This is a genomic window from Chryseobacterium flavum (assembly GCF_003385595.1).
Lineage (GTDB): Bacteria > Bacteroidota > Bacteroidia > Flavobacteriales > Weeksellaceae > Chryseobacterium > Chryseobacterium flavum.
Window position 1 is genome coordinate 195,860 of record NZ_QNUE01000002.1, and the last position, 22,079, is coordinate 217,938.

Annotated in this window: 21 protein-coding genes; 19 read left to right on the forward strand and 2 right to left on the reverse strand. The window is 34.2% G+C overall.

Annotated elements, in window-relative coordinates; translation table 11 throughout:
* The first annotated feature begins 4 nt into the window (after window positions 1-4).
* From DRF59_RS02985 to DRF59_RS03075, 19 genes are all read left to right on the forward strand, one after another.
* Window positions 5-457, forward strand: a complete 453-nt coding sequence (locus DRF59_RS02985) for a hypothetical protein (protein WP_115956800.1) — start codon at window positions 5-7, stop codon at window positions 455-457.
* 4 nt (window positions 458-461) lie between these two features.
* Window positions 462-1,325 carry a glucose-1-phosphate thymidylyltransferase RfbA gene (rfbA, locus tag DRF59_RS02990; RefSeq protein WP_115956801.1) on the forward strand — a complete coding sequence of 288 codons (864 nt, stop codon included), beginning with the start codon at window positions 462-464 and terminating at the stop codon, window positions 1,323-1,325.
* 170 nt (window positions 1,326-1,495) lie between these two features.
* Window positions 1,496-2,344 (forward strand): ABC transporter permease, encoded by an 849-nt coding sequence (locus DRF59_RS02995; RefSeq protein ID WP_115956802.1) that lies wholly within the window; start codon window positions 1,496-1,498, stop codon window positions 2,342-2,344.
* A 51-nt stretch (window positions 2,345-2,395) separates the two neighbouring features.
* Entirely contained in the window at window positions 2,396-3,649 is a 1,254-nt protein-coding gene (locus DRF59_RS03000; protein ID WP_115956803.1) for an ABC transporter ATP-binding protein, read from the forward strand.
* Between the two features lie 97 nt (window positions 3,650-3,746).
* Window positions 3,747-4,148 carry a sugar 3,4-ketoisomerase gene (locus DRF59_RS03005; protein ID WP_115956804.1) on the forward strand — a complete coding sequence of 134 codons (402 nt, stop codon included), beginning with the start codon at window positions 3,747-3,749 and terminating at the stop codon, window positions 4,146-4,148.
* 1 nt (window position 4,149) lies between these two features.
* Window positions 4,150-4,641 carry an acyltransferase gene (locus tag DRF59_RS03010; protein WP_115956805.1) on the forward strand — a complete coding sequence of 164 codons (492 nt, stop codon included), beginning with the start codon at window positions 4,150-4,152 and terminating at the stop codon, window positions 4,639-4,641.
* Window positions 4,604-5,707, forward strand: coding sequence for a DegT/DnrJ/EryC1/StrS family aminotransferase (locus tag DRF59_RS03015; protein ID WP_115956806.1), 1,104 nt, complete (start codon window positions 4,604-4,606; stop codon window positions 5,705-5,707). The genes DRF59_RS03010 and DRF59_RS03015 overlap by 38 nt, the downstream gene beginning before the upstream one ends.
* Before the next feature lie 78 nt (window positions 5,708-5,785).
* A complete protein-coding gene (locus DRF59_RS03020; RefSeq protein ID WP_115956807.1) occupies window positions 5,786-7,327 on the forward strand; it encodes a glycosyltransferase family protein in 1,542 nt (513 codons plus the stop codon).
* Window positions 7,327-8,361 (forward strand): acyltransferase family protein, encoded by a 1,035-nt coding sequence (locus DRF59_RS03025; RefSeq protein ID WP_115956808.1) that lies wholly within the window; start codon window positions 7,327-7,329, stop codon window positions 8,359-8,361. Before DRF59_RS03020 ends, DRF59_RS03025 begins: the two co-directional genes overlap by 1 nt.
* Window positions 8,361-10,112, forward strand: a complete 1,752-nt coding sequence (locus DRF59_RS03030) for a glycosyltransferase family 2 protein (protein WP_115956809.1) — start codon at window positions 8,361-8,363, stop codon at window positions 10,110-10,112. Before DRF59_RS03025 ends, DRF59_RS03030 begins: the two co-directional genes overlap by 1 nt.
* A 43-nt stretch (window positions 10,113-10,155) precedes the next feature.
* Window positions 10,156-10,821, forward strand: a complete 666-nt coding sequence (locus DRF59_RS03035; protein WP_115956810.1) for an NAD-dependent epimerase/dehydratase family protein — start codon at window positions 10,156-10,158, stop codon at window positions 10,819-10,821.
* 1 nt (window position 10,822) lies between these two features.
* Window positions 10,823-11,773, forward strand: coding sequence for a glycosyltransferase family 2 protein (locus tag DRF59_RS03040; protein WP_115956811.1), 951 nt, complete (start codon window positions 10,823-10,825; stop codon window positions 11,771-11,773).
* 11 nt (window positions 11,774-11,784) lie between these two features.
* Window positions 11,785-12,573: a glycosyltransferase family 2 protein gene (locus DRF59_RS03045; protein ID WP_115956812.1), complete on the forward strand. Its 789-nt coding sequence runs from the start codon at window positions 11,785-11,787 to the stop codon at window positions 12,571-12,573.
* 10 nt (window positions 12,574-12,583) lie between these two features.
* Window positions 12,584-13,546, forward strand: a complete 963-nt coding sequence (locus DRF59_RS03050; RefSeq protein ID WP_115956813.1) for a glycosyltransferase family protein — start codon at window positions 12,584-12,586, stop codon at window positions 13,544-13,546.
* 31 nt (window positions 13,547-13,577) lie between these two features.
* Window positions 13,578-14,501 carry a glycosyltransferase family 2 protein gene (locus tag DRF59_RS03055; protein ID WP_115956814.1) on the forward strand — a complete coding sequence of 308 codons (924 nt, stop codon included), beginning with the start codon at window positions 13,578-13,580 and terminating at the stop codon, window positions 14,499-14,501.
* Between the two features lie 48 nt (window positions 14,502-14,549).
* Entirely contained in the window at window positions 14,550-16,346 is a 1,797-nt protein-coding gene (gene asnB / locus DRF59_RS03060; protein ID WP_115956815.1) for an asparagine synthase (glutamine-hydrolyzing), read from the forward strand.
* The gene (locus DRF59_RS03065; protein ID WP_115956816.1) at window positions 16,346-17,284 is read left to right on the forward strand and encodes a glycosyltransferase family 2 protein; all 939 of its coding nucleotides are present in this window, start codon (window positions 16,346-16,348) and stop codon (window positions 17,282-17,284) included. The genes asnB and DRF59_RS03065 overlap by 1 nt, the downstream gene beginning before the upstream one ends.
* A gap of 356 nt (window positions 17,285-17,640) precedes the next feature.
* Complete coding sequence (locus DRF59_RS03070) at window positions 17,641-18,582, forward strand: glycosyltransferase family 2 protein (protein ID WP_115956817.1); 942 nt, start codon at window positions 17,641-17,643, stop codon at window positions 18,580-18,582.
* Window positions 18,583-18,724: 142 nt separating this feature from the next.
* On the forward strand, window positions 18,725-19,666 hold the full coding sequence (locus DRF59_RS03075) for a glycosyltransferase family 2 protein (protein ID WP_115957017.1): 942 nt from the start codon (window positions 18,725-18,727) through the stop codon (window positions 19,664-19,666).
* Here DRF59_RS03075 and DRF59_RS03080 read toward each other — a convergent pair.
* Together DRF59_RS03080 and DRF59_RS03085 are read right to left on the reverse strand one after the other, a co-directional pair.
* Window positions 19,658-20,581 (reverse strand): hypothetical protein, encoded by a 924-nt coding sequence (locus DRF59_RS03080; RefSeq protein ID WP_115956818.1) that lies wholly within the window; start codon window positions 20,579-20,581, stop codon window positions 19,658-19,660. The genes DRF59_RS03075 and DRF59_RS03080 overlap by 9 nt on opposite strands.
* A gap of 2 nt (window positions 20,582-20,583) precedes the next feature.
* Window positions 20,584-22,017, reverse strand: coding sequence for an MBOAT family O-acyltransferase (locus DRF59_RS03085; protein ID WP_115956819.1), 1,434 nt, complete (start codon window positions 22,015-22,017; stop codon window positions 20,584-20,586).
* Window positions 22,018-22,079 lie beyond the last annotated feature (62 nt).

Sequence of the window (22,079 nt, forward strand, 5' to 3'; positions counted from 1 at the left end):
AAGCATGAAATCAATTTTTCTATTGCTCTTTGTCGTATTTTCTTCTTTGGCTAATGCCCAGACACTCCCTCCACCTCCGGCAATGGCCAACTTATCTCAACAAAAACTGATCGATGAGTTTATAGAAGTCTCCCATTACAAAGAAGCACTGATTAATTATGCCACAGATTATCTTGAGCTGAAAAGATTTGACTATAGTGCAGATCCTCCAAAGGAACTGCTTACCAAAGAACAGATTCAATCAATTATTAACAATTTTAATTTTGATAATTTTAAAATTTCAATACACAGCTCATTTTCTTTTATTTCGGAAAAGAATTTAAAAGAACTGATTCAATTTCACAAAAGCATAGGAGGAGTACTATCAAAAAGGAACACCACTTTTCTGATAACTCCGGACATTGACTTAAATATTAAAAATCAAATGGATTATGCTATAGAGAATATTCAAAAATAAAAAGATGAAAGGAATAATATTAGCCGGAGGTTCCGGAACAAGACTTTACCCTCTAACTATTGCTGTCAGCAAGCAGTTAATGCCTGTTTACGACAAACCTATGATTTATTACCCTCTTTCCACACTCCTTTTAGCCGGAATCAGGGATATACTGATCATCACCACTCCCCATGATCAGCCAGGATTTATTAAACTTTTAGGTGATGGCTCTCAATTGGGCTGTAATATAGAATATGTAGTACAACCTAGCCCTGACGGATTAGCGCAGGCATTTATTTTAGGGGAACAATTTATCGGAAATGATCCTGCAGCTCTAGTGTTGGGCGACAATATTTTCTACGGATCTGAAATGGGTACTTTACTGAAAAATAAAACCAATCCCGACGGAGGAGTTGTATTTGCTTATCACGTAGCTGACCCCGAAAGATATGGAGTAGTAGAATTTGACCATAATTTTAAAGCTGTTTCTATTGAGGAAAAGCCTTTACAACCTAAATCAAATTATGCAGTTCCAGGACTCTACTTTTATGATAATAATGTGGTTGAAATTGCCAAGAACATTAAGCCCTCTGCCAGAGGGGAACTTGAGATTACAGATGTTAACAATGTATACTTAAGCAAAGGCAAACTTGAAGTAGGAGTTTTGGACAGAGGTACTGCATGGCTGGATACAGGAACTTTTGATTCTCTTCATGATGCCTCGGAATTTGTAAGTGTAATTGAAAAAAGACAAGGCTTTAAGATTGGCTGCATTGAGGAGATTGCCTTCAGGAATAAATTTATCTCGGAAGAAAAATTACTGGAAACTGCTACTAAATATGGTAAAAGCGGTTATGGTGAGTACCTGAAACGACTTATAAATAAATAAGAAAATAGTTTATAATTTTCACATACTATTGGCCATAAAGCCAATAGTTTTTGCTTATAACAACAAATATCAATATATTAGTTGTTACTTTTAGTTTTTAAGTGAATAATAATTCACAATTTAAAATATGGTAAGAATTAATTATTATAAATTTGCAAAAACTTACACAGATGAATGAACCACAACAAAAGTGGACAGAAACGATTGAATCCCATCACTCTTTATTTGATTTAAAACTCAAAGAAGTCTGGAGGTATAAAGATCTTATTTACATGTTCGTAAAAAGAGACTTTATATCAAGTTTCAAGCAAACTATTTTAGGGCCTATCTGGTTCTTTATCAATCCAATCTTTACTACAATTACGTATCTGATTATATTTGGCAGATTCGCAAAACTTCCTACTGACGGAGCTCCAGGTGTATTATTTTATCTCGCAGGAGTTACTCTGTGGAATTATTTTTCCGGAGCTTTGCTCGGTACATCAGCAACATTCACCGGAAATGCCAATATTTTTGGTAAGGTATATTTTCCAAGGTTGGTAACCCCTATTTCAATTGTCATTTCCAATCTGATGCGATTAAGCGTTCAGTTTGTGTTATTTCTTATTGTCTGGGCATATTATCTGATCAACAAGGAGATTTCTCCTAATTTGTGGATTTTAGCCACTCCATTTCTTTTGGTTCTTATGGCTTTGTTTGCATTGGGTGTAGGAATGATTTTTTCGGCACTTACTACAAAATATAAGGACCTGAGTATGCTATTGGTTTTTGGGATAACGTTATATATGTATGCTACACCAGTAATTTATCCAGTATCCATGTTACCAGGGTATTTTAAAAAACTGGCTAGTTTTAACCCATTAACAGGTATTTTTGAATGTTTTAAATATGGTTGGCTGGGTGTAGGTGATTTTTCTCCGACAATGTTAATAGCCAGCTCCATTATTATTTTAATTCTTCTAGTTGTAGGAGTAGTTACTTTCAATAAAGTTGAAAAAACGTTTATGGATACGGTATAACCATATTTTAGATTAAAAACACCTGAATAAAAAAATTTAAAACATTTAAACATGCTAGCTTTAAAAGCAGAAAACATATCAAAACAATATCGTCTGGGAGAAGTAGGAACAGGTACTTTATCTCACGACCTCAACAGATTCTGGCATAAAGTAAGAGGAAAAGAAGATCCCTATTTAAAAGTAGGAGAAGCCAATGACAGAACCTCTAAAGGTAATTCAGATTATGTATGGTCTCTCCGTGATATAAATTTTGAAATAGAACAAGGAGATGCAGTTGGTATTATTGGAAGAAATGGCGCCGGAAAATCCACTCTTCTAAAACTATTAAGTAAAGTAACCAAGCCTACAACAGGAAAGATATACACTAACGGAAGGATCGCTTCCCTCCTGGAAGTAGGTACAGGCTTTCACCCTGAAATGACAGGAAGGGAAAATGTATTTCTGAATGGCGCTATTTTAGGAATGACCAGAAAGGAAATTAAGCGTAAATTTGATGAAATTGTAGATTTTTCCGGAGTTGAAAGATATATTGATACTCCCGTAAAAAGATATTCTTCGGGGATGTATGTACGTCTGGCTTTTGCTGTAGCTGCTCACCTGGAATCTGAAATTTTAATTGTAGATGAAGTTTTAGCAGTAGGTGATGCTGATTTTCAGAAGAAATGCCTTGGAAAGATGGGTGATGTTACAAAAGGAGAAGGAAGGACAATCCTTTTTGTAAGTCATAATATGACCGCCATAAAGGAATTGTGTCAAAGTGGTATATTGCTTAATCAGGGACAACTAATTTATTCAGGTGATATTACCAATACTATCATTGAATACCAGAAAAATTCTGAAAGACAAAATAGCTATATCCATCAAGGCCCTCTGGAGACAGCTATCGGGAATGAAAATATTAAAATCCTGGAATTCTCCGCTACTCCGGCGAAAGGAGAATTTTTAGATATTAATTCAGGGATAAAAATTAGGTTAAGATTCTATAATTTCAAAGAATATATCAATCTGGATGCTACTTTTGAGCTTAGAACTTATGAAGAGGCAATTGTCTTCCATACAGGAGCATTGATTTCAAGGAATAATGACTCCCAAAAGAGAGAATACGAATTAGAATTTGAAATTCCACCCAATCTTTTAAATACTGGCAACTATTATTTTAAGCTCATTTTTGGACAGGACCAGAAGACACCACTGTTTATAGCTAATGAAATTATAGGGTTTGAAGTAGAAAATGTGAAATTAGGAACAAACATCAGTATCCTACCCGGTATTATCAGACCCGAATTCAATTATAAAATAAAATAGATCTATACAGACTTAAAAATTTAATCAGTACCATTAATGATTTAAAAATAAAAGCTACTTTCAAATATAATTCTATTCAGAACGATTTAATATATCAATGGAAAAAAACAATCCACATATCATTACTTTTGATAAAATAGGCTCTTCAGAGTTAGGCTATATCACTATTGCTGAAGCAAGGAAAAATATACCCTTTGATATCCAAAGGGTTTACTGGACATACTATACGCCACAAGATGTAACCCGTGGGGGACATGCTCATAAAAAACTCCAACAGGTAATATTTGCTGTTTCGGGAATAATAACTTTTAATACAGAAGATAAAGAAGGAAACAAAGAAACCTTTATTTTAGACCATCCAACAAAAGGTTTATTTATTCCAGAACTAATCTGGAGAGATATACAGTTTTCCCATAATGCAGTGCTCTTATGTCTGGCCTCTGAGTTATATGATGAAAATGATTATTTCAGAGATTTCGAAGAATTTAAAAATTACTAACATGATCCACCCTTTAGCTGACGTACATTCAAAAAGTATTGGTGAAGGAACCTTTGTATGGCAATTCTGTGTTATCTTAAAAGATGCAAAAATTGGTAATAACTGTAATATCAATTGCCACGTTCTAGTAGAAAATGATGTAAAAATCGGTGATAATGTTACCATTAAACCAGGAGTGCAGATCTGGGATGGTATTACGCTTGAAGATGATGTTTTCGTTGGCCCCAATGTAACTTTTACCAATGATCTTTTTCCTAAATCAAAAAACAAGGATTTTACATTAGTAAAGACATTAGTAAAAAAGGGAGCTTCAATAGGCGCTAACTCAACTATACTTGCAGGTATTACTATAGGGGAAAATGCCTTAATAGGTGCAGGAAGTGTTGTAACAAAAGATATTCCTGAAAATGAAATATGGGTAGGAAATCCAGCTAAATTTTTTAAAAAAATCAATAATGATAAAGTTTCTCGATTTACAAAAAATAAACCTTAAATATCAGGAAGAGATAGAAAATGTTCTCATACAGACATTCAGATCGGGGTGGTATCTTTTAGGCGAAAAGACTAAAAGTTTTGAAAACAATTTAGCTAATTATATCGGTTCAAAATATGCCATTGGAGTAGCTAATGGCCTAGATGCCCTACGTCTTATATTCCGCGCCTATATTGAACTTGGAATAATGAAACCTGGTGATGAAGTCATTGTTCCTGCTAATACTTATATAGCCTCTATATTAGCATTATCTGATAATGGATTGGTTCCTATACTTGTAGAACCTGACATTAACACCTATAATATTGATATCAGCAAAATTGAAGAAAAAATAACCGTAAAAACAAGAGCTGTTCTTATTGTTCATCTTCAGGGGAAAATTGTTTTTTCTGAAGAACTTAAAAATATAGCTCAAAAATACAATTTAAAAATTATAGAAGATAATGCACAAGCCATAGGAGCTCAATGGAATGATATCAAATCAGGAAATCTTGGTGATGCTTCCGGGTTCAGCTTTTATCCTGGAAAAAACCTCGGTGCATTAGGTGATGCAGGGGCAATTACAACTAATGATAAGGAACTGGAAAAAACAATAAGAGCATTGGCTAATTATGGCTCCGATAAAAAGTATGTCAATATTTATAAGGGCTTAAATTCCAGATTAGATGAAATTCAGGCCGCGGTTCTGGATGTTAAATTAAAGTATATTGATCATGAAAATGAGATGAGACAACAGATTGCCAAGCAATTTATTAATGGAATAACAAATCCTAAAATAATACTTCCAAGGTATCCTGACAATAAAAAGGAACATGTATGGCACTTGTTTGTAATCCGTTCAGAAGAAAGAAATAGACTTCAAAATTATCTTGCAGAAAACAATATTCAGACTTTAATTCATTATCCGATTCCGCCACACAAACAAGAGGCATATAAAGAATGGAATACTCTTTCATATCCTATTAGTGAAAAAATTCATGAACAAGTATTAAGCTTACCTATTTCTTCTGTAATGAGCGAAGACGAAATAGAAAATATTATCAATCGTTTAAACCTGTATCAATAACATTTTAATCAAAATTCTATCGTTCCCAAAACCACTATTAAGATCAAAAACACTTAATTTTATCTGAAAACGCAAAAATTGACAAAAAAAGAGCTACATATTGACAAAGAACAATTATTGAACTCAAATCGCAAGTATTTTGATTCATGTATTCTGATTGCTCAAAGGCTGTTTAAAGAAGAGCTTTATGAAGATTGCATAAATTATATTGAAAAGACAGCTTCTTTTGGATGGTTCAATTTTTCTGGTTATTATAAAAGTGAACATTTAGAAACGTTATTGACCAAAATTCAAAAAAAAATATTCCCCCTATCTTCACAGCCTAAAAAGAAAGAAAAAACCAATAAAATACTGCATATCTGTTCCGAAATCTATACTTCGGGGGGGCATTCTAAATTAATTTATAGCTGGATTACCAATGATAAGTTAAAAAAACATACTATTCTTAGTACTCGTCTTTCAGTTGATGAAATAGCAGCTATCAGCAAATTCCATCTTCCAGATTTTAATGATCTAGAACACTTAAGTGTAAAATCTCCATCTAAGATAGAATCGATCAAGCTTTTAAATCAATTACCATTAAATGAATATGACGTTATACTACTCCACATTCATCCAAATGAAACAATTACCAGTATTGTTCTATCACAGGAAGCCATTACAACCCCTGTTTGTTTTATAAATCATGCAGATCATGTTTTTTGGCTTGGCACCTCTATCTCTGATGTTGTACTTCAAATTAGAGAATCCAATATATCAATTGATGCAGAAAGAAGAGGCATTCCAAAAGAAAGACAGCTTTTCCTTCCAATTCCAGTGATGAGCTCCATCAATATTAATGAAAAACCAACGATAGATCATAATAATACTATAAATATTTTAAGCACAGGGACTGCTTACAAGTACAAACCTAATGAGCAATACAATTTCCTTAGAGAGGCTTATAAAACAATAGAAGAAAATCCGGAAGTCATTTTCAATATTGTTGGAATTAATCCTGATTCATCATATGCCCAGGAGTATCAACATAAAAGAATAATCTATCACGGAATAGTTTCCTCTAGCGACCTTGCTGAACTCGAAAAAAAAACGGATATCTATGTTGAAGGATTTCCTATGGCTTCATTCACAGCTCTTCTACAGACTGCACTGCGCAAAATACCTTTTATTTTGCATTATAAACCTTTACCATTATTTAAGCTTTTTAGTGAGAACAAGGAATATTGCATCAGATATCCTGAAGATTTACAGGAATGGCGTCAAACCCTTAATAAGTTGATCCGTGAAAAAAAATACAGAGAGGAAATAGCCCAAAAACAATACAATTATATTTTAAATAATTTCAGTATTGAGGTCTGGAAATCACGTAAGACAGAATTATATCATAGCCTGGCTAAAAAATCTCATAGAATTTGGCAATCAACTTCAGACAAATATTATAATGGCGATAATGAAAAGCTACTTGTGACAATTGATAAACGACAATTTCAACACTATAGTTTTACAGAAAGAATGTCATTAATAGGGAAATTTTTAGTCTATAAAATTTCACGACATAAAAATATAAATATAAATTATTTTAGTAAAAAACAATTATTAAAATATTTTTTTAATAAATAATGGGCACAGCTACAAATATTAACCGGAGTAATAATTTTGATTTCCTTCGTCTGCTTTTTGCCAGCCTGGTAATCGTATCGCATTCTTATCCTCTTACAGGTAAGCCTGAAATAATCGGAGTGTTGACAAATGAGCAGTTAAGTTTGGGATCATTGTCTGTAGATTGCTTTTTTATTATGAGCGGCTACCTCATCATGATGAGTCTGCAGCGTAGTAAAAGCCCACAGGAGTATATATGGAAACGTCTGTTACGCCTATATCCTGCCTATATTGTACTTTTATTGCTTACAATGCTCTTCTTACCTGTATTATATCAGGGAAACAATATTTTTCACGAAAAATCTTACTGGAGCTATTTTCCTAATTCTTTCACTTTATATAAAATTCAGTATGAAGTAAAGGGTATTTTTGAAAATAACCCCTATCCCAAAGCAATTAACGGAAGCTTATGGTCTTTATCATATGAGTTTACAATGTATATTGCGTTATTATTTTTATATCCACTCCGCAAATCTAAATATATAATTTATATAGTCATTGGTATATTTTTGATATCCTTTTACTTTACTGTAAACAAAATCCCTTTTTTAGGAAATACTATGAAAAAGGTATTTTTACATCCTGATCAGTTTTATCGACTTTGCACATACTTTATGGCAGGAAGCTCATTCGTATTTATTAATTTTAAAAAAATGAATTTTTTATGGGTAAAATGGCTGTTATTTTTTATACTACTTGCATCTCTGTACTTGGAAATCTTTAAATATGTAAGTCCGGTTATTTTACCCTTATTAATTTTATTAGTCGGAACAAGCAGTACACAATATATAAATAACATAGGAAAAAAAATAGGAGATATTTCTTACGGTGTTTATATCTATGCATTTATTGTTCAGCAAACCCTGATGTATTATTGGGGACTGGGAACTTTAGTATTAATGGTAGTAAGCATAATGATAACTTACCTGCTGGCTTATGGCTCATGGCATCTTATCGAAAAGAAAATGCTTACCTATAAAAACATGATAAAATAATGTTACAGGACACTCAAAACAAACTTGCCATCATCATTCCTTATTATAAAATAGATTTTTTTGAAAAAGCTATACAGTCTCTTATTGCACAAACGAATAAGAACTTTGTTTTATATATAGGCAATGATGCAAGTCCTGATGATCCTGCCTACATTATTGACACATATTTAGATCCAGGAAAATACCATTACTTTAATTATTCTGCTAATCTGGGTGGTAAAAATCTGGCTTTGCAATGGGAAAGAATATTAGAAAATGTAAAGGAAGACTGGTTTCTTATTCTGGGGGATGACGACATGATCTCGGAAAATTTTGTTGACGAATTCTATCATCATCTTAGCACAATAGAAGAAAATAATATAAATGTTATTAAATATTCTCAGGCACTCATTGATGAAAAGGATAATATCCTTACCTCTTTTACAAAATATAACACGATAGAATCTGCAGTAAACTTGTGGCTTCAAAAGATTTATGAAGGTCATCGTTCGAGTTTGTCTGAGCATATTTTCAGGAAACGTGCATACCAGAAATATAAATTTAAGGAATTTCCTTTAGCCTGGCATTCAGATGATTTAGCAGTTTTGGAATTTTCTGATTTCGGATCAGTGTATTGTATTGATAGAGCTAAAACATTTGTAAGAATCTCATCTTCCAGTATCTCAGGAGATATAGAAAACAAGGCATTTCAGGAACAGAAAACAGAAGCAAAATATCAATTTTTCGGCTATCTGATTAATACGTATTTCAATAAATTCAATTCAGAGACCTTACAAAAGCTCATTAATGTTCATTTACATTTTTGCTGGCAGAATAAGAAAAGATTAAATATAGATCTGTACAGACTTTATTATCACCTGAAAAGTTACAGGCAATTGCTAGGTGTACCAAGAAAAAAGTATCTGTTATTGAAGAATAACAACCCTGTTTGGGATATAAAATACTATACCGGAAAAGCTCATAGATTTAAGGATAATCTTTTATATCAATACCTTATCCGATATGATAAGCACATAAAAGCCCAGAGAAATAACCCGCTGAGTATCCCGGTTATTATCATTAATTTTAATCAGCTTTATTACCTAAAGCAGTTAATTGCATTTCTACAGGAAAGGAGATTTGAAAATATTATTATCATAGATAATAAATCTGATTATCCCCCGCTTCTTGAATATTATAAATCGATAGATAAAAATATAACCATAGAGCATATGTCTGATAATTTTGGACATAAGGTTTTTTTTGATCATACACATCTGCAACAGAAATATGGTAAAGGCTACTTTGTATTAACTGACCCGGATATTGTTCCCAATGGGAAGCTTCCTTCCGATTTTATGTCTGAAATGATTGCTTATATGGATAAATACTATAATACAATAACCAAAGTTGGATTTGCCCTGGATATAGAGACAATTCCCGATTATTTTCCGTTAAAAGCAAAAGTGGTTAAATGGGAAAAACAATTTTGGGAAAAGAAGTTAGAAGAAAATGTTTATTCTGCATATGTGGATACAACCTTTGCCTTATACAAACCTTATTATCCAATGCAATTCAATAATCTGCCATTTCTTGAAGGGATAAGAATAGGAGGAAACTATACGGCCTTACATGGCGGATGGTATATGGATCCTCAAAATTATACAGAGGAATATCTTCATTATATTAAGTCTGTAGACAAGTCAAGTTCCTGGAAATTAAATACAAAAGGAGAACATGACAACAAAGGAATTGCAAAATATGAACAATAAATAATATCAAATTCCCTTTAAGTATATTAAAAACACATCGATAATGATTATAGGAAACGGACTTATCGCTAATTCATTAAAAAGGATAGATTCAGAAGATTATGTATTCTTTGCTTCCGGTGTTTCAAATTCCCTTGAGACCAGAAGTTCTGAATTCGAACGAGAATTTTCTCTTTTGAAAAATACCTTGGAAAATAACAGCGGTAAATTTATATACTTTTCTACGTTAAGTGTAAAAGATCAGTCCAAACAAAACAGCCCCTATGTTTTACATAAACTGGCAATGGAAAAATTTATTAAGATCAATTCAAACAATTATCTCATTTTAAGAATAGGTAATATTGTAGGAAATGGAGGAAATCCTAATACCCTTTTTAATTATCTGAAAACTCAGATCAGTCAGAATAATCAGTTTGTAATTCACAACAAAGCCAGAAGGTTGCTGATTGATATGGATGATATCACTAAATTTCTGGAAACCCACTGCCTTCTTCTTAAGAATGATATAGTGAATTGTGCCTTCCCTTATTATTATGATTTGAGAGAGATTATTGGAGCCATTGAAAAAAAAACCAACCGGAAAGGCAACTATTCAGAAACCAATGAAGGGGATTTTTATAAAGTGGATTTTGATGACAAAATAATGGCATTTTTCTCAGGAATACATCCTGAAGAATATTTAGAAATTTTAACCAAAAAGTACATCTAAAATGGCAAATATTCATGTAATCATTGTTACGTATAATGCCATGCAATGGGCAGAAAGATGCTTTACCAGCCTAAGAACCTCATCAGTACCGATAAAATGTATTGTAATAGATAATGGTTCAACAGACGGAACGCAGGGCTATATAAAAAATAATTTTCCGGAAGTAGACTTTATACAGTCAGCCGAAAATTCAGGCTTTGGAAAAGCCAATAATCAGGGAATAGAAAAAGCTTACCTGAAAGGTGCTGATTTTTTTTATCTGATGAATCAGGATGCATGGATCTATCCTGACAGCATTCAGCAGCTGCTTGATGTATACAATTCTTATCCGGATAACAATCAGATCGGAATTCTAAGTCCGATGCACCTTGATGGAAGCGAAAAGAGATTTGATCTCCATTTTGAAGATTATCTGTCGAAAGACCTTAGACATAACCGAATGCTTTCCGATATTTATTTCGGAGAAGCCAAACCATTCTATGAAATAGGATTTGTGAACGCTGCCCATTGGTTTATTCCCAGAAAGGTCATTGAAAAAGTAGGTGGTTTTAATCCATATTTTTTCCACGGAGCCGAAGATTATGAGTATGTAAACCGTATTACTTATTTCGGGCTTAAAACATTGGTTTGTACTCAAAGTAAAGTTGTGCATGACACTGTACAGTCTTTTTACAAAAAAGAGCCGGCCAATAAGGAAGAACTCTTAAAAAACAAAAGGCTTTCCATGATCATGCAGCGGGAAACAAAATACCTTAACCCCAATTATCCATTTGATACTAAAAAAGAAAAAAACGCACTACTCACCTTTGCCCTGAAAATGGGAGCTAAAGGAAATATCAGTGAATACAAATTCTATAAAGAGCAGTATCGTTATTTTTCTAAAAAATTCAAAGAGATAGAGGCAGCAAGAAAAACTTCTATGACAGCACAACATCCATTCCTCAATCTTTAAGACACCATAATATGGAGAAATTACCTGTAAGCATTTGTATTCTTTCCTGGAAAACCGGAAAAACTCTGAAAAACACATTAAAATCCTATAAAAAATTCGGTCTTCTGGATATCGTTGACGATATTATTATTCTTTTTCAGGAAGTTACTGAAGAAGATAAAAAGCTGGCAGATCAGTATAAGATCAGGTATATTGGATTAAATGAGAACATCGGGATTGGAAAAGGGATGAAAATGCTGGCAGAAAATGCTACCCGTGAAAATATTCTTTTCCTGGAACACGACTGGGAGCTTCTTGAAAATCAAAACACCACGTTTTCCCGTCTTAAAAGCGGGCTTGAAATGCTTAACAGCGGCTTTGACGTAATTCGTTTCCGAAGCAGAAAGAATCCGGGCAATCCCCTTATTTCGATAAGACATAAAGGAAACGAACTGAATTATTATGATGACTGGCATGAGTGTACTTCCCCTCACCTTCTGGAATCCTTGCACTGGCTGGATCCTGCTACTGAATTTCCCGATAAAATACAAAAACAGGGCGAATACTTTATCACTACTTCACGCTGGGCAAACTGGACCAATAATCCTTATCTTGTCCGAAAAAAATTTTTACTGAACACCATTATTCCTTTTTCAGGAGAAACAGCGTCTTTAGAACGGAATATCGCTGCATGGTGGGTAAAACAAAACTTTAAAATAGCACAGGGAGAAGGGCTTTTCAAACATAATGATCTTACCAAGTATCCAAAGAAAACCCTTATTCAGAAAATAATCGGAAGATTGAAAAATAAATTTAAATAACACGATCAAGATGAAAATTCTTTTCCATGAAGATGAACTCAATTACAGAGGAACTTCCATCGCAGTTTACGATTATGCAGATTTCAATGAAAGATATCTGGGAAATGAATCTATAATTGTATACAATAAAAATTCAAAAACCAATCACCCGCTCGGGATCGAAAAATTTGAAAAGCGTTTCCGTGTACATGGTTATTCAGACTTTAAGGAAGTAGATCAACTGATTCGTGAAAATAATGTAGATCTGTTTTACGCTATCAAAAACGGAAATATTGACGGCATAGATACCAAAGAATGTAAAACCGCAATACATAGTGTTTTCACCCACTTTGAACCTCATGGAGACATCTATGCATATGTTTCTGAATGGCTAAGTAAAGAAATGACGGGCTCCAAATACCCTTATGTTCCCCATATGGTTAATTTCGAAACCCATACAGAACAGGATTTGAGAGCTGACCTTAATATCCCTTCCAAAGCAAAAGTATTCGGCTATTATGGTGGACATGCCAGCTTTAATATTCTTTTTGCCCAGCAAACTATAGAAAAAATAGCCACTAAGTACAAAGACATCTATTTTATTTTCATGGGGGTAAATTCTTTTATCAAAAAAAAATGGTGGAAGTCTCTTCCTTCCAATATCATATTTCTTCCTCCAAGTTCGGATATTATAATGAAACAAAAATTCATCAATACCTGCAATGCATTACTGCATGCCCGTGAAAGAGGAGAAACCTTTGGAATTACCGTTGCTGAATTTGCTATAAAAGGGAAGCCGGTAATTGCATTTGCGAATCCACCGGAAAAAGCCCATATAAGTCATTTACAGAATCAGGCGTATTATTACAATGACGCCAAAGAGCTTCGGGATATAATTTTAGACGCAGATCTTACTTTATCTGCTAAAGGATTATATGAAAAATTCCTTCCACATCCTGTAATGGATACTTTTAAAAAGGTTTTCATCGATTAACAATTGATATCAACATTAAATATATTTCGAAATGTCTAAGATTCATATCATTATTGTCACTTACAACGCTATGAAATGGGCTGAAAGATGCTTCACCAGCCTAAGAAAATCTTCTGTTCCGGTAAAATGTTATGTAATAGACAATGGCTCTACAGATGGCTCTCAGGAATATATAAAAAAACATTTCCCTGAAGTAGATTTCACACAGTCGGAAATTAATCTGGGATTTGGAAAAGCCAACAATATCGGAATTGAAAAAGCATATAAAGACGGAGCAGACTTTTTTTACCTGATGAATCAGGATGCATGGCTATATCCGGACAGTATGGAAAAAATGCTGGAAATATATGATAATCATCCCAATCCGTCAGAAATAGGGATTATAAGTCCTATTCATGTGGATGGCACGGAAAAACATATGGATATTTTCCTGGATCAGTATATTGCTAAAAATTATGAAAAAACGAGAATGATCTCTGATCTGTATTTTCAGACTCTGAAACCTTATTATGAAATCAGTTTTGTAAATGCTGCCCATTGGCTATTGCCTAAAAAGACCATTGAAACAATAGGAGGTTTTAATCCTTATTTTTTCCATTATGGTGAAGATGATGAATATGTAAACCGTATACATTTCCATCAAAAAAAAGTTTTGCTTGTCCCGGGCAGCAGAGCTGTACATGATGGAATACAATTAATCCATAAAATAGATTTAAAAAAATATCCGGACCTTCGTGTTGAAACCAATATTATGAATCCTGGTATAGTAAATGGGTTTGAGCTGGAAAAGAAAGCGCTAAAACAAAGCATGTTCAAAAACCTTATAACCGGGAAAATCAGCAATTATAAAAAGCATTCTAAAAAACTCAGACAAATCTCTGCAGAACAAAAAAAATTATCAGATCTGAGAAACAGAGTGAGCCAGAAAGGCAGTACTTTTCTTAATCTGTTGTAAATTAGCATATCCAAAAACTGGAAATTAAAATGATGAAAATAAGATATTATGTGTGGAATAGCTGGAATTATTAGTAAGAATGGCAGGAATTATCAGGAAGAAATCAAAAAAATGACAGACTCTATGATACATCGTGGTCCTGATTCTTCCCATTATGAGATCTATGAAAATGCTACCTTAGGTCACCGCAGACTTTCCATTATAGATTTGTCTGATAATGGTAAACAGCCTATGTTCTCAAATACAAAGAATGAATGCATTGTTTTGAACGGGGAAATATACGGGTACCAGGATATAAAGAAACAATATCCGGAATATCCTTATCATGGGAGCTCTGACACTGAAGTCATTCTTGCCATGTACCAGAAAAAACAGGAAAATTTAATTCATGATCTTCCCGGAATGTTTGCTTTTGCCATCTGGGATAATCAGAAACAGCAATTGTATTGTGCAAGAGACCGCTTTGGAGAAAAACCATTCTACTATGCAATAGGCCAAAACGATGAATTTATTTTTGCTTCTGAGATCAAAGCTATTCTGGCTTCCGGTCTCATCTTACCTAAGGTAAATCCAGAAGCTGTTTCCAATTATTTGCAATATGGATATGTAAGCTCCTATCAGAGCATTTACAGCAATATTTTCACCCTGCCTCCAGCACATCAGCTTACGTGGAAAGACGGAAAGATAATGGTATCGCGCTACTACAGTCTCCCGGCAAAAGATGCGGTGATCAGCTTATCTGAGGCTAAAGAACAATTCATATACCTGTTGAAAAACGCAGTAAAGAAACAACTAATCGCCGATGTTGAAGTAGGAAGCTTTCTAAGCGGAGGATTAGATTCTTCATCGGTAGTAGCTCTTGTAGATGAATTTTTACCTCATCAGACCACCATTAGCTTCGGATACGACCATAAGGACAGTGAGCTCAAGTATGCGAAAGAAATTGCTGATAAATACAAGACCAATCACATTGAAGTACATGAGCAAAAAAAAGATCTGGCACAATCGTTACTGAACATCTCTCCTTTCTTTGATGAGCCTTTTGCCGATATATCGTACATTCCACATTATGAGATCTGTAAAAATGCGAGGGAGAATCTTACCGTAGTACTTTCCGGAGATGTGGGAGATGAATTATTCGGAGGATATCATTTTTATACCATAGAAAACAAGCTTAAAAATCATTTTAGCTATAAGAGTATCATTGCTCAGTTTGGTCTCAATCTTTATAAAAAATTAAAACCAATTTCTTTTTTAACCCAACAAAACCTAAAATACTCCTCTATCCTGGACTTCCACCTGAATTCTGTCAGAAATGATTTCAGCAGAGAAGAACGCAGTATATTAGGAATTTCAGCCGACTATCAGCAGGGCTATAGCTTTACACCAGACCCCGACTCATTGAATGACATCATGAGAGTAGACCTGGAAAACTATGTTCCGGGGAATATGATGGTAAAATCTGACAGAATGGCAATGGCAAATTCCCTGGAGGTAAGAACGCCCTTCCTTGATATTGATTTTGCAGAATTCTGTATTCAGTTACCTGATCAGCTGAAACTGAACAATGAAAATGATAAGATTATCCTTCGTGAAACAATGGCAGCATATTGGACAGAAACTATAAGGAAACGTCATAAACAAGGTTTTGGGCTAAGTGTTAAAAGTTGGTTTGAAGAAGATAACCTTATGAAACTATCAGATGATCTGCTCAAAGATCGAAATCAGAAAGTTTTCAATTACATTGATTTTAATGCGACTCAGAAATTTCTGACAAAAGATCATAAACACTGGAACTTATTGCAGCTTGCCCTTTGGGCCCATAATAACCAATCTGTACTATAATGCTTGATATTTCTGTTATCATCCCCGTATATAATGCTGCTGAATTTTTAGAAAAATCAGTAACCTCTGCATTGCCTTTTGAAGAAGTTAAAGAAATTATCCTGATAGAGGATAAGTCATCTGACAGCTCTCTGGAAATCTGCAAAAAACTGGAAGAGAAATATCCTAAAGTGAAACTGTTTCAGCATCCTGACAAAGAAAACCATGGTGCAGCAGCATCAAGAAATCTGGGAATTGAGAAATCATGCGGAAGTCTTATCACCTTTCTGGATGCAGATGATTATTACCTCCCTAATAGATTTGATGCTGAGAGAAAGTTATTTAATGATCCCGGAATTGATGGAGTTTTTGGCGCAATTGGTATTGAATATCTCACAGAAAAAGGGAAAAGGGAATTTCAGTCTAAATTCAATGACAGTTCTCTTACAACAGTCAATTATCCGGCAGCGGGAAAAGATGTTTTCAAAGGATTGCTGGGGCTCACCCCAAAAACATTCGGCACATTTTTTCATTTGAATGCATTAACCATACGAAAAACTGTACTTGACCAGTATCGCTTGCGGTTTAACGAATTTCTTCGGGTACATCAGGATTCTGATTTTATTATTAAACTGTCTTATCACTGCTATTTAAAATCCGGAATTATAGATAAGGCCGTAGCCGTAAGAGGTATTCATGATAACAACAGGATTACCAAAATCGTAAAATATTCACCACAGTATAATCAACGTCAACAGCTCTTCTGGAACTCTTTATATGAGTGGTCAAAAAAAACAAAATTGCCTCCTGATGCATCCCGGCATATTTATTTACAGAAAAAATCATTTGATCTTTCCTTAAAAAAAGGCTTTTTAAAAAACATAAGCCTGTTAATAGCTATTCTCAAAAACCCTTATATATTAAAAACCAGATACAGGTTTACTTATATGCATTCATAAAACCTAACTTTAGAAAGGAAATATGAAATTATTACTGCTCCCGGTAAGCCATATCCCATATTATACATCATTGTTTTTATATCTTTTTTAACAAGGTATAGACTAAATATTATGCCCTGACCTTTTCACTTTACAGCTCTTAATATTAAAACAGCTCATTATCAAAAATATATTTTTCAGCACTCCCGCCCGTTTCATATAATATTCATAACATAAAAACAGGTTTTATATTTAATAATTTAAATAAAAAGAATATCTTACAAGATAAAGGAATCCAAAGATTGTCAACTGAAATTAAAAGCTTAAATTTAGTCTCTGAAATAATACTTAAAAGCACATAATCTATTATTAGGTAAATGAAAATCTCAGTAATTATTCCCGTATATAATGCCGAAAAATATGTCCTGCAAGCAGTGGAATCTGTACTGCAGTTTGATGAAGTTCACGAAATTATTCTTGTTGAAGATAAATCTCCTGATGATGCGCTAAGAGTATGTCAGCAAATAGCAGAAAAATATGGTAGAGTAAAACTTTATCAACACCCGGACAAAGAAAATCACGGAGCAGGGGCAAGCAGAAATCTGGGAATTGAGAAATCAACCGGAGATTTTATCGCTTTTTTGGATGCTGATGATTATTTCCTGCCTAACAGATTTGATGCAGAAAGAGAGCTTTTCAAAGATCCCGGCGTAGAAGGAGTATATGGAGCCCTTGGAGTTCATTATTACTCGGAGAGGGCAAAAGAGCAATATTATCAGTTATTTGGAGACAGGCTTACTACAGTTTATAAAGAACACCAGCCAAAAGACGTCTTCCGGGGACAAATCCATATGCTGGGAAGTTTTGGATTATTCAGTATAGACACATTGACCATTCGTCGGGACTCTTTAATCAAAAAGATGGATTGCTTATTTAAAACTCATTTAAGACTTCATGAAGACACAGAATTTCTGTTCCGTTTGTCCTATTATCTTGACCTGTACCCAGGTACAATTGATAAAGCCATAGCCATGAGAGGCGTACATGAAAATAACAGGATAACAAAAGTTGCCGTTAAAACAGTAGACCCATCTATATCACGTACCCTATTATGGAAAGAAGTAAAATCCTGGTCACAAAAGGAAGAGGGCATCTCTGAAGATGTAAAGCTCCATATCAAAAGAATGCACAGAAGCTTTGAGATTGCCAGGGCTCCCGCTATAAAAAAGTGGGGAATGATATTCAGGTATCTCCTTACAGACTATACAAGTATAAGATCCGGCTTATACAATATTAATTTCAGACATTCATTAATATGATGTTCTTAGATAAAAAATTTAGTAGGAAGGTTTTTTGGCAATAACTTATAAAGCCACATTCCCAATTTTAATCATTTTTTAAGTTCTAAGTTTTTATATTTGACTATCTTGCAGTAATTTTCCCGTACAAATGATGCAAAAAATGAAAATCTCAGTAATCATACCAGTATATAATGCCGAAAAATTTGTTACCCAGGCTGTGGAATCCGCTCTTCAGTTTGATGAAGTATATGAAGTAATTCTGGTGGAAGACAAATCTCCGGATAATGCGCTCTATGTTTGTCAGCAGCTTACTGAAATGTATGATAAAGTAAAGCTTTATCAGCATCCGGACAAAGGAAACCACGGAGCTGGCCCTACAAGAAACCTGGGAATTGAAAAATCAACAGGTGATTTCATTGCTTTTCTTGATGCAGATGATTATTTCCTGCCTAACAGATTTGATGCCGAAAAAGAACTTTTTAAGGATAATAATGTTGAAGGAGTATATGGTGCCATTGGTGTTCATTATTACTCCGAGAAAGCAAAAGAACAATACTATCCTATATTTGGGGATAAACTTACAACCGTTTATAAAAGACATCATCCCAAAGACGTATTTCCGGGACAAATTTATATGCTTGGAAGTTTTGGACTGTTCAGTATTGATGCCCTGACAATCCGAAGGGATTCTCTGATCAGAAAAATGAGTACATTGTTTAAATCTTCTTTACGCCTTCATCAGGATACTGAATTCTTATATCGTCTCTCTTATTATCTGGATCTTTATCCCGGTATCCTTGACCGGGCAGTTGCGGTGAGAGGAGTCCATGAAAACAACCGGATTACCATGGTGGATTCTAAAAAGATCAATCCTGCCTCTACAAGAGTCCTTTTATGGAAAGAAGTAAATAACTGGGCAGAAAATGAACCTACTATTCCTGACCATATAAAGCTGCATATTAAAAGAATGTACAGAAGTTTTGATATTGCCAACTCCCCTTTGTCAAAAAAATGGGGAATGATTCTAAAATATATGGTATCAGATTACCATAGTATTCGTTCAGGAATCTACAATATCAATTTCAGGAAAAATTTATTTTAAATTCTTGTTTACTGCTTTGATAGAATCTGCAATTCTGGAGGTCAGAAACTTGCTGGATTCCTTATACATATGATTCCCGTCAGTATAGACAAAATCTGCGGGGTTTTCTGAAAAATCAAAAAACCTGACATTTTGTTTATGGGAAATATCTTTCAGTAATGTGCTAAAACCGGAATATTTGCTATTTTCCAGAGTCATAAGACCTTCCGAAGCAGGAATACGTACCACATAAACAGTTCCTCTGTTTCTCAGATAACTGATGATCTCATCAAACGCTCTCAATCGCTCCTGTGATAATTCAACCTGCTGTGCCAACCCTTTATAAAACTTTATTTTATTGTCTGTTCTTATTTTTACAGAATCTGTATGCATATTGACACTCACTTCCATCCACCCATCCTCATGCAAAAATGTGTTGGATCTTCCTACAGCTTCCCTTTCTGTATATATTTTAAACCAGCTCCTTCTATAGTGCTTTAACAGGTATTCATAATTTGGAGCGCTATCGTAAGAATACATATCATTAAGAGGAGATTTTTCTTCCGGTAAGTCTCTGACACTTTTAATATTTTTTCCTGCCGATAAACTCCACGGATTAACAGTTAAAATAAAAATTCCGTTTTGAGTTTCAGGATCTAGCTTTCTCTTTAAAGCTTTCAGATAGACCGGTCCATAAGGAGACTCCATAATATTTAATGAAAAATTATCAAAGTCCCTCGAAAGCTTCGTTTTCAAAATAGCTGGCACAATCCCTTGTGACCCGCGGGAATCTCCCAGAATAATATTCTGTGGCTTTTTGACTGCGAAATGCATATAGTTATCATCTGTATTCCCATCAGCATAACTTCCCAGTACAGCAAGCAGAATAAAGACTACAATAACATAAGGTACTATTTTTATGATAAACTTCTTCATGGCTAAAACTGAAAATAGATGAATTCATTATTCCCGAAATTTGCATAACGAAGAATAATGTAAATGATTGTTATATAGAACACACGCCTGATCCATGGGTTGAATCTTTTAATTTCCAGTCCGTGAAACCTTTCCCTGTTGATCCATTCGATAACCAGCATAAAACCTATCAACCCTAAAACTTTAACAGGTAAAGGATTGGGAACAGAAAAAATTCCGTTAGTACAGATCCTTTTTATATATTCATACGCTTGCGTAACTGATTCTGCCCTGAAAAAAATCCAGGCAATACAGGTAACAAAAAAGGTAATTAAGATCTGAAAAAATTCTTTAAAAGTCGGGAATAGTTTTCCTTGTCCTGCTACTTCAATATTCTGCCGGTTTTTGTTCATGATTAACAAAGGCATAAAATACAACGCATTAAGACCTCCCCATACTATAAATGTCCAATTGGCTCCATGCCAAAAACCCGAAACCAGAAAGATAATAAAAGTATTCCGGATCTTCATAGGAAGACCACCTTTACTTCCACCCAAAGGAATATAAAGATAATCCCGGAACCATGAAGACAGTGAAATGTGCCATCTCCTCCAGAATTCAGCAATATCCCTTGAGAAATAAGGAAATGCAAAATTTTTCAGAAGTTCTATTCCAAATAACCGGGAAACACCCAATGCGATATCTGAATATCCGGAAAAATCTCCATAGATTTGAAAAGCAAATAATATTGATCCTATAGCAAGATTGCCCGGACTCTCAGTCTGATAATTATCAAAAATCTGATTGACCAATGGCGCACAATTATCCGCAATTACCATTTTCTTGAAAAATCCCCAAAGGATCTGACGCATCCCGTCCGCAGCCTGTTCGTAGTTGAATACTCTTTTTCTCTGAATCTGTGGCAACAGATGGGTAGCCCGCTCTATCGGACCAGCAACAAGAAGAGGAAAATAGCTTACAAATACTGCATAATCCGTAAAGTTCCGTTCAGCCCTGATTCTTTTTTTATAAACATCAATCACATAGGAAAGGCCATGGAAGGTATAAAAAGAAATTCCTACCGGAAGAATAATATTGAGCAGCCAGATGTTGGCTTTGAACCCAAAACCACCCATTAATTCCGCAAAACTTTCAACAAAGAAATTATAATATTTAAAAAAACCCAGGAAGCCAAGATTAATGACAATACTTAATGTAAGCCAGAATCTTGCTTCACGGTTATTTCTACTATTCTCAATTTTAATACCGGAAAGATAATCCAGTCCAATAGAAAATATAAGTAAAAATAAAAACCTCCAGTCCCAACAGGCATAGAAATAAAAGCTGGCCAATAGCAACAACCTGTTTTGATGCTGAAATTTTTTATTGAAAATAAACCAATAGAGGCAAAATACTATGGGTAAGAAAATAAGAAAACCTATCGAATTAAATAACATACTGCTGTTTTAGGAGTTACAATTATATTTTCCTTCAGCAATAAGACTTCTTCTTTTAATGT

Bases quoted from the DNA above. Each gene is read 5' to 3' on its own strand.
- DRF59_RS03050 (WP_115956813.1), top strand. From the start codon at position 12,584: ATGAAAATTCTTTTCCATGAAGATGAACTCAATTACAGAGGAACTTCC.
- DRF59_RS02995 (WP_115956802.1), top strand. From the start codon at position 1,496: ATGAATGAACCACAACAAAAGTGGACAGAAACGATTGAATCCCATCAC.
- DRF59_RS03015 (WP_115956806.1), top strand. From the start codon at position 4,604: ATGATAAAGTTTCTCGATTTACAAAAAATAAACCTTAAATATCAGGAA.
- DRF59_RS03070 (WP_115956817.1), top strand. From the start codon at position 17,641: ATGAAAATCTCAGTAATTATTCCCGTATATAATGCCGAAAAATATGTC.
- DRF59_RS03075 (WP_115957017.1), top strand. From the start codon at position 18,725: ATGAAAATCTCAGTAATCATACCAGTATATAATGCCGAAAAATTTGTT.
- DRF59_RS03080 (WP_115956818.1), bottom strand. From the start codon at position 20,581: ATGAAGAAGTTTATCATAAAAATAGTACCTTATGTTATTGTAGTCTTT.
- DRF59_RS03035 (WP_115956810.1), top strand. From the start codon at position 10,156: ATGATTATAGGAAACGGACTTATCGCTAATTCATTAAAAAGGATAGAT.
- DRF59_RS03005 (WP_115956804.1), top strand. From the start codon at position 3,747: ATGGAAAAAAACAATCCACATATCATTACTTTTGATAAAATAGGCTCT.
- DRF59_RS03030 (WP_115956809.1), top strand. From the start codon at position 8,361: ATGTTACAGGACACTCAAAACAAACTTGCCATCATCATTCCTTATTAT.
- DRF59_RS03040 (WP_115956811.1), top strand. From the start codon at position 10,823: ATGGCAAATATTCATGTAATCATTGTTACGTATAATGCCATGCAATGG.
- DRF59_RS03025 (WP_115956808.1), top strand. From the start codon at position 7,327: ATGGGCACAGCTACAAATATTAACCGGAGTAATAATTTTGATTTCCTT.
- DRF59_RS03000 (WP_115956803.1), top strand. From the start codon at position 2,396: ATGCTAGCTTTAAAAGCAGAAAACATATCAAAACAATATCGTCTGGGA.
- rfbA (WP_115956801.1), top strand. From the start codon at position 462: ATGAAAGGAATAATATTAGCCGGAGGTTCCGGAACAAGACTTTACCCT.
- asnB (WP_115956815.1), top strand. From the start codon at position 14,550: ATGTGTGGAATAGCTGGAATTATTAGTAAGAATGGCAGGAATTATCAG.
- DRF59_RS03055 (WP_115956814.1), top strand. From the start codon at position 13,578: ATGTCTAAGATTCATATCATTATTGTCACTTACAACGCTATGAAATGG.
- DRF59_RS03010 (WP_115956805.1), top strand. From the start codon at position 4,150: ATGATCCACCCTTTAGCTGACGTACATTCAAAAAGTATTGGTGAAGGA.
- DRF59_RS03085 (WP_115956819.1), bottom strand. From the start codon at position 22,017: ATGTTATTTAATTCGATAGGTTTTCTTATTTTCTTACCCATAGTATTT.
- DRF59_RS03045 (WP_115956812.1), top strand. From the start codon at position 11,785: ATGGAGAAATTACCTGTAAGCATTTGTATTCTTTCCTGGAAAACCGGA.
- DRF59_RS03065 (WP_115956816.1), top strand. From the start codon at position 16,346: ATGCTTGATATTTCTGTTATCATCCCCGTATATAATGCTGCTGAATTT.
- DRF59_RS02985 (WP_115956800.1), top strand. From the start codon at position 5: ATGAAATCAATTTTTCTATTGCTCTTTGTCGTATTTTCTTCTTTGGCT.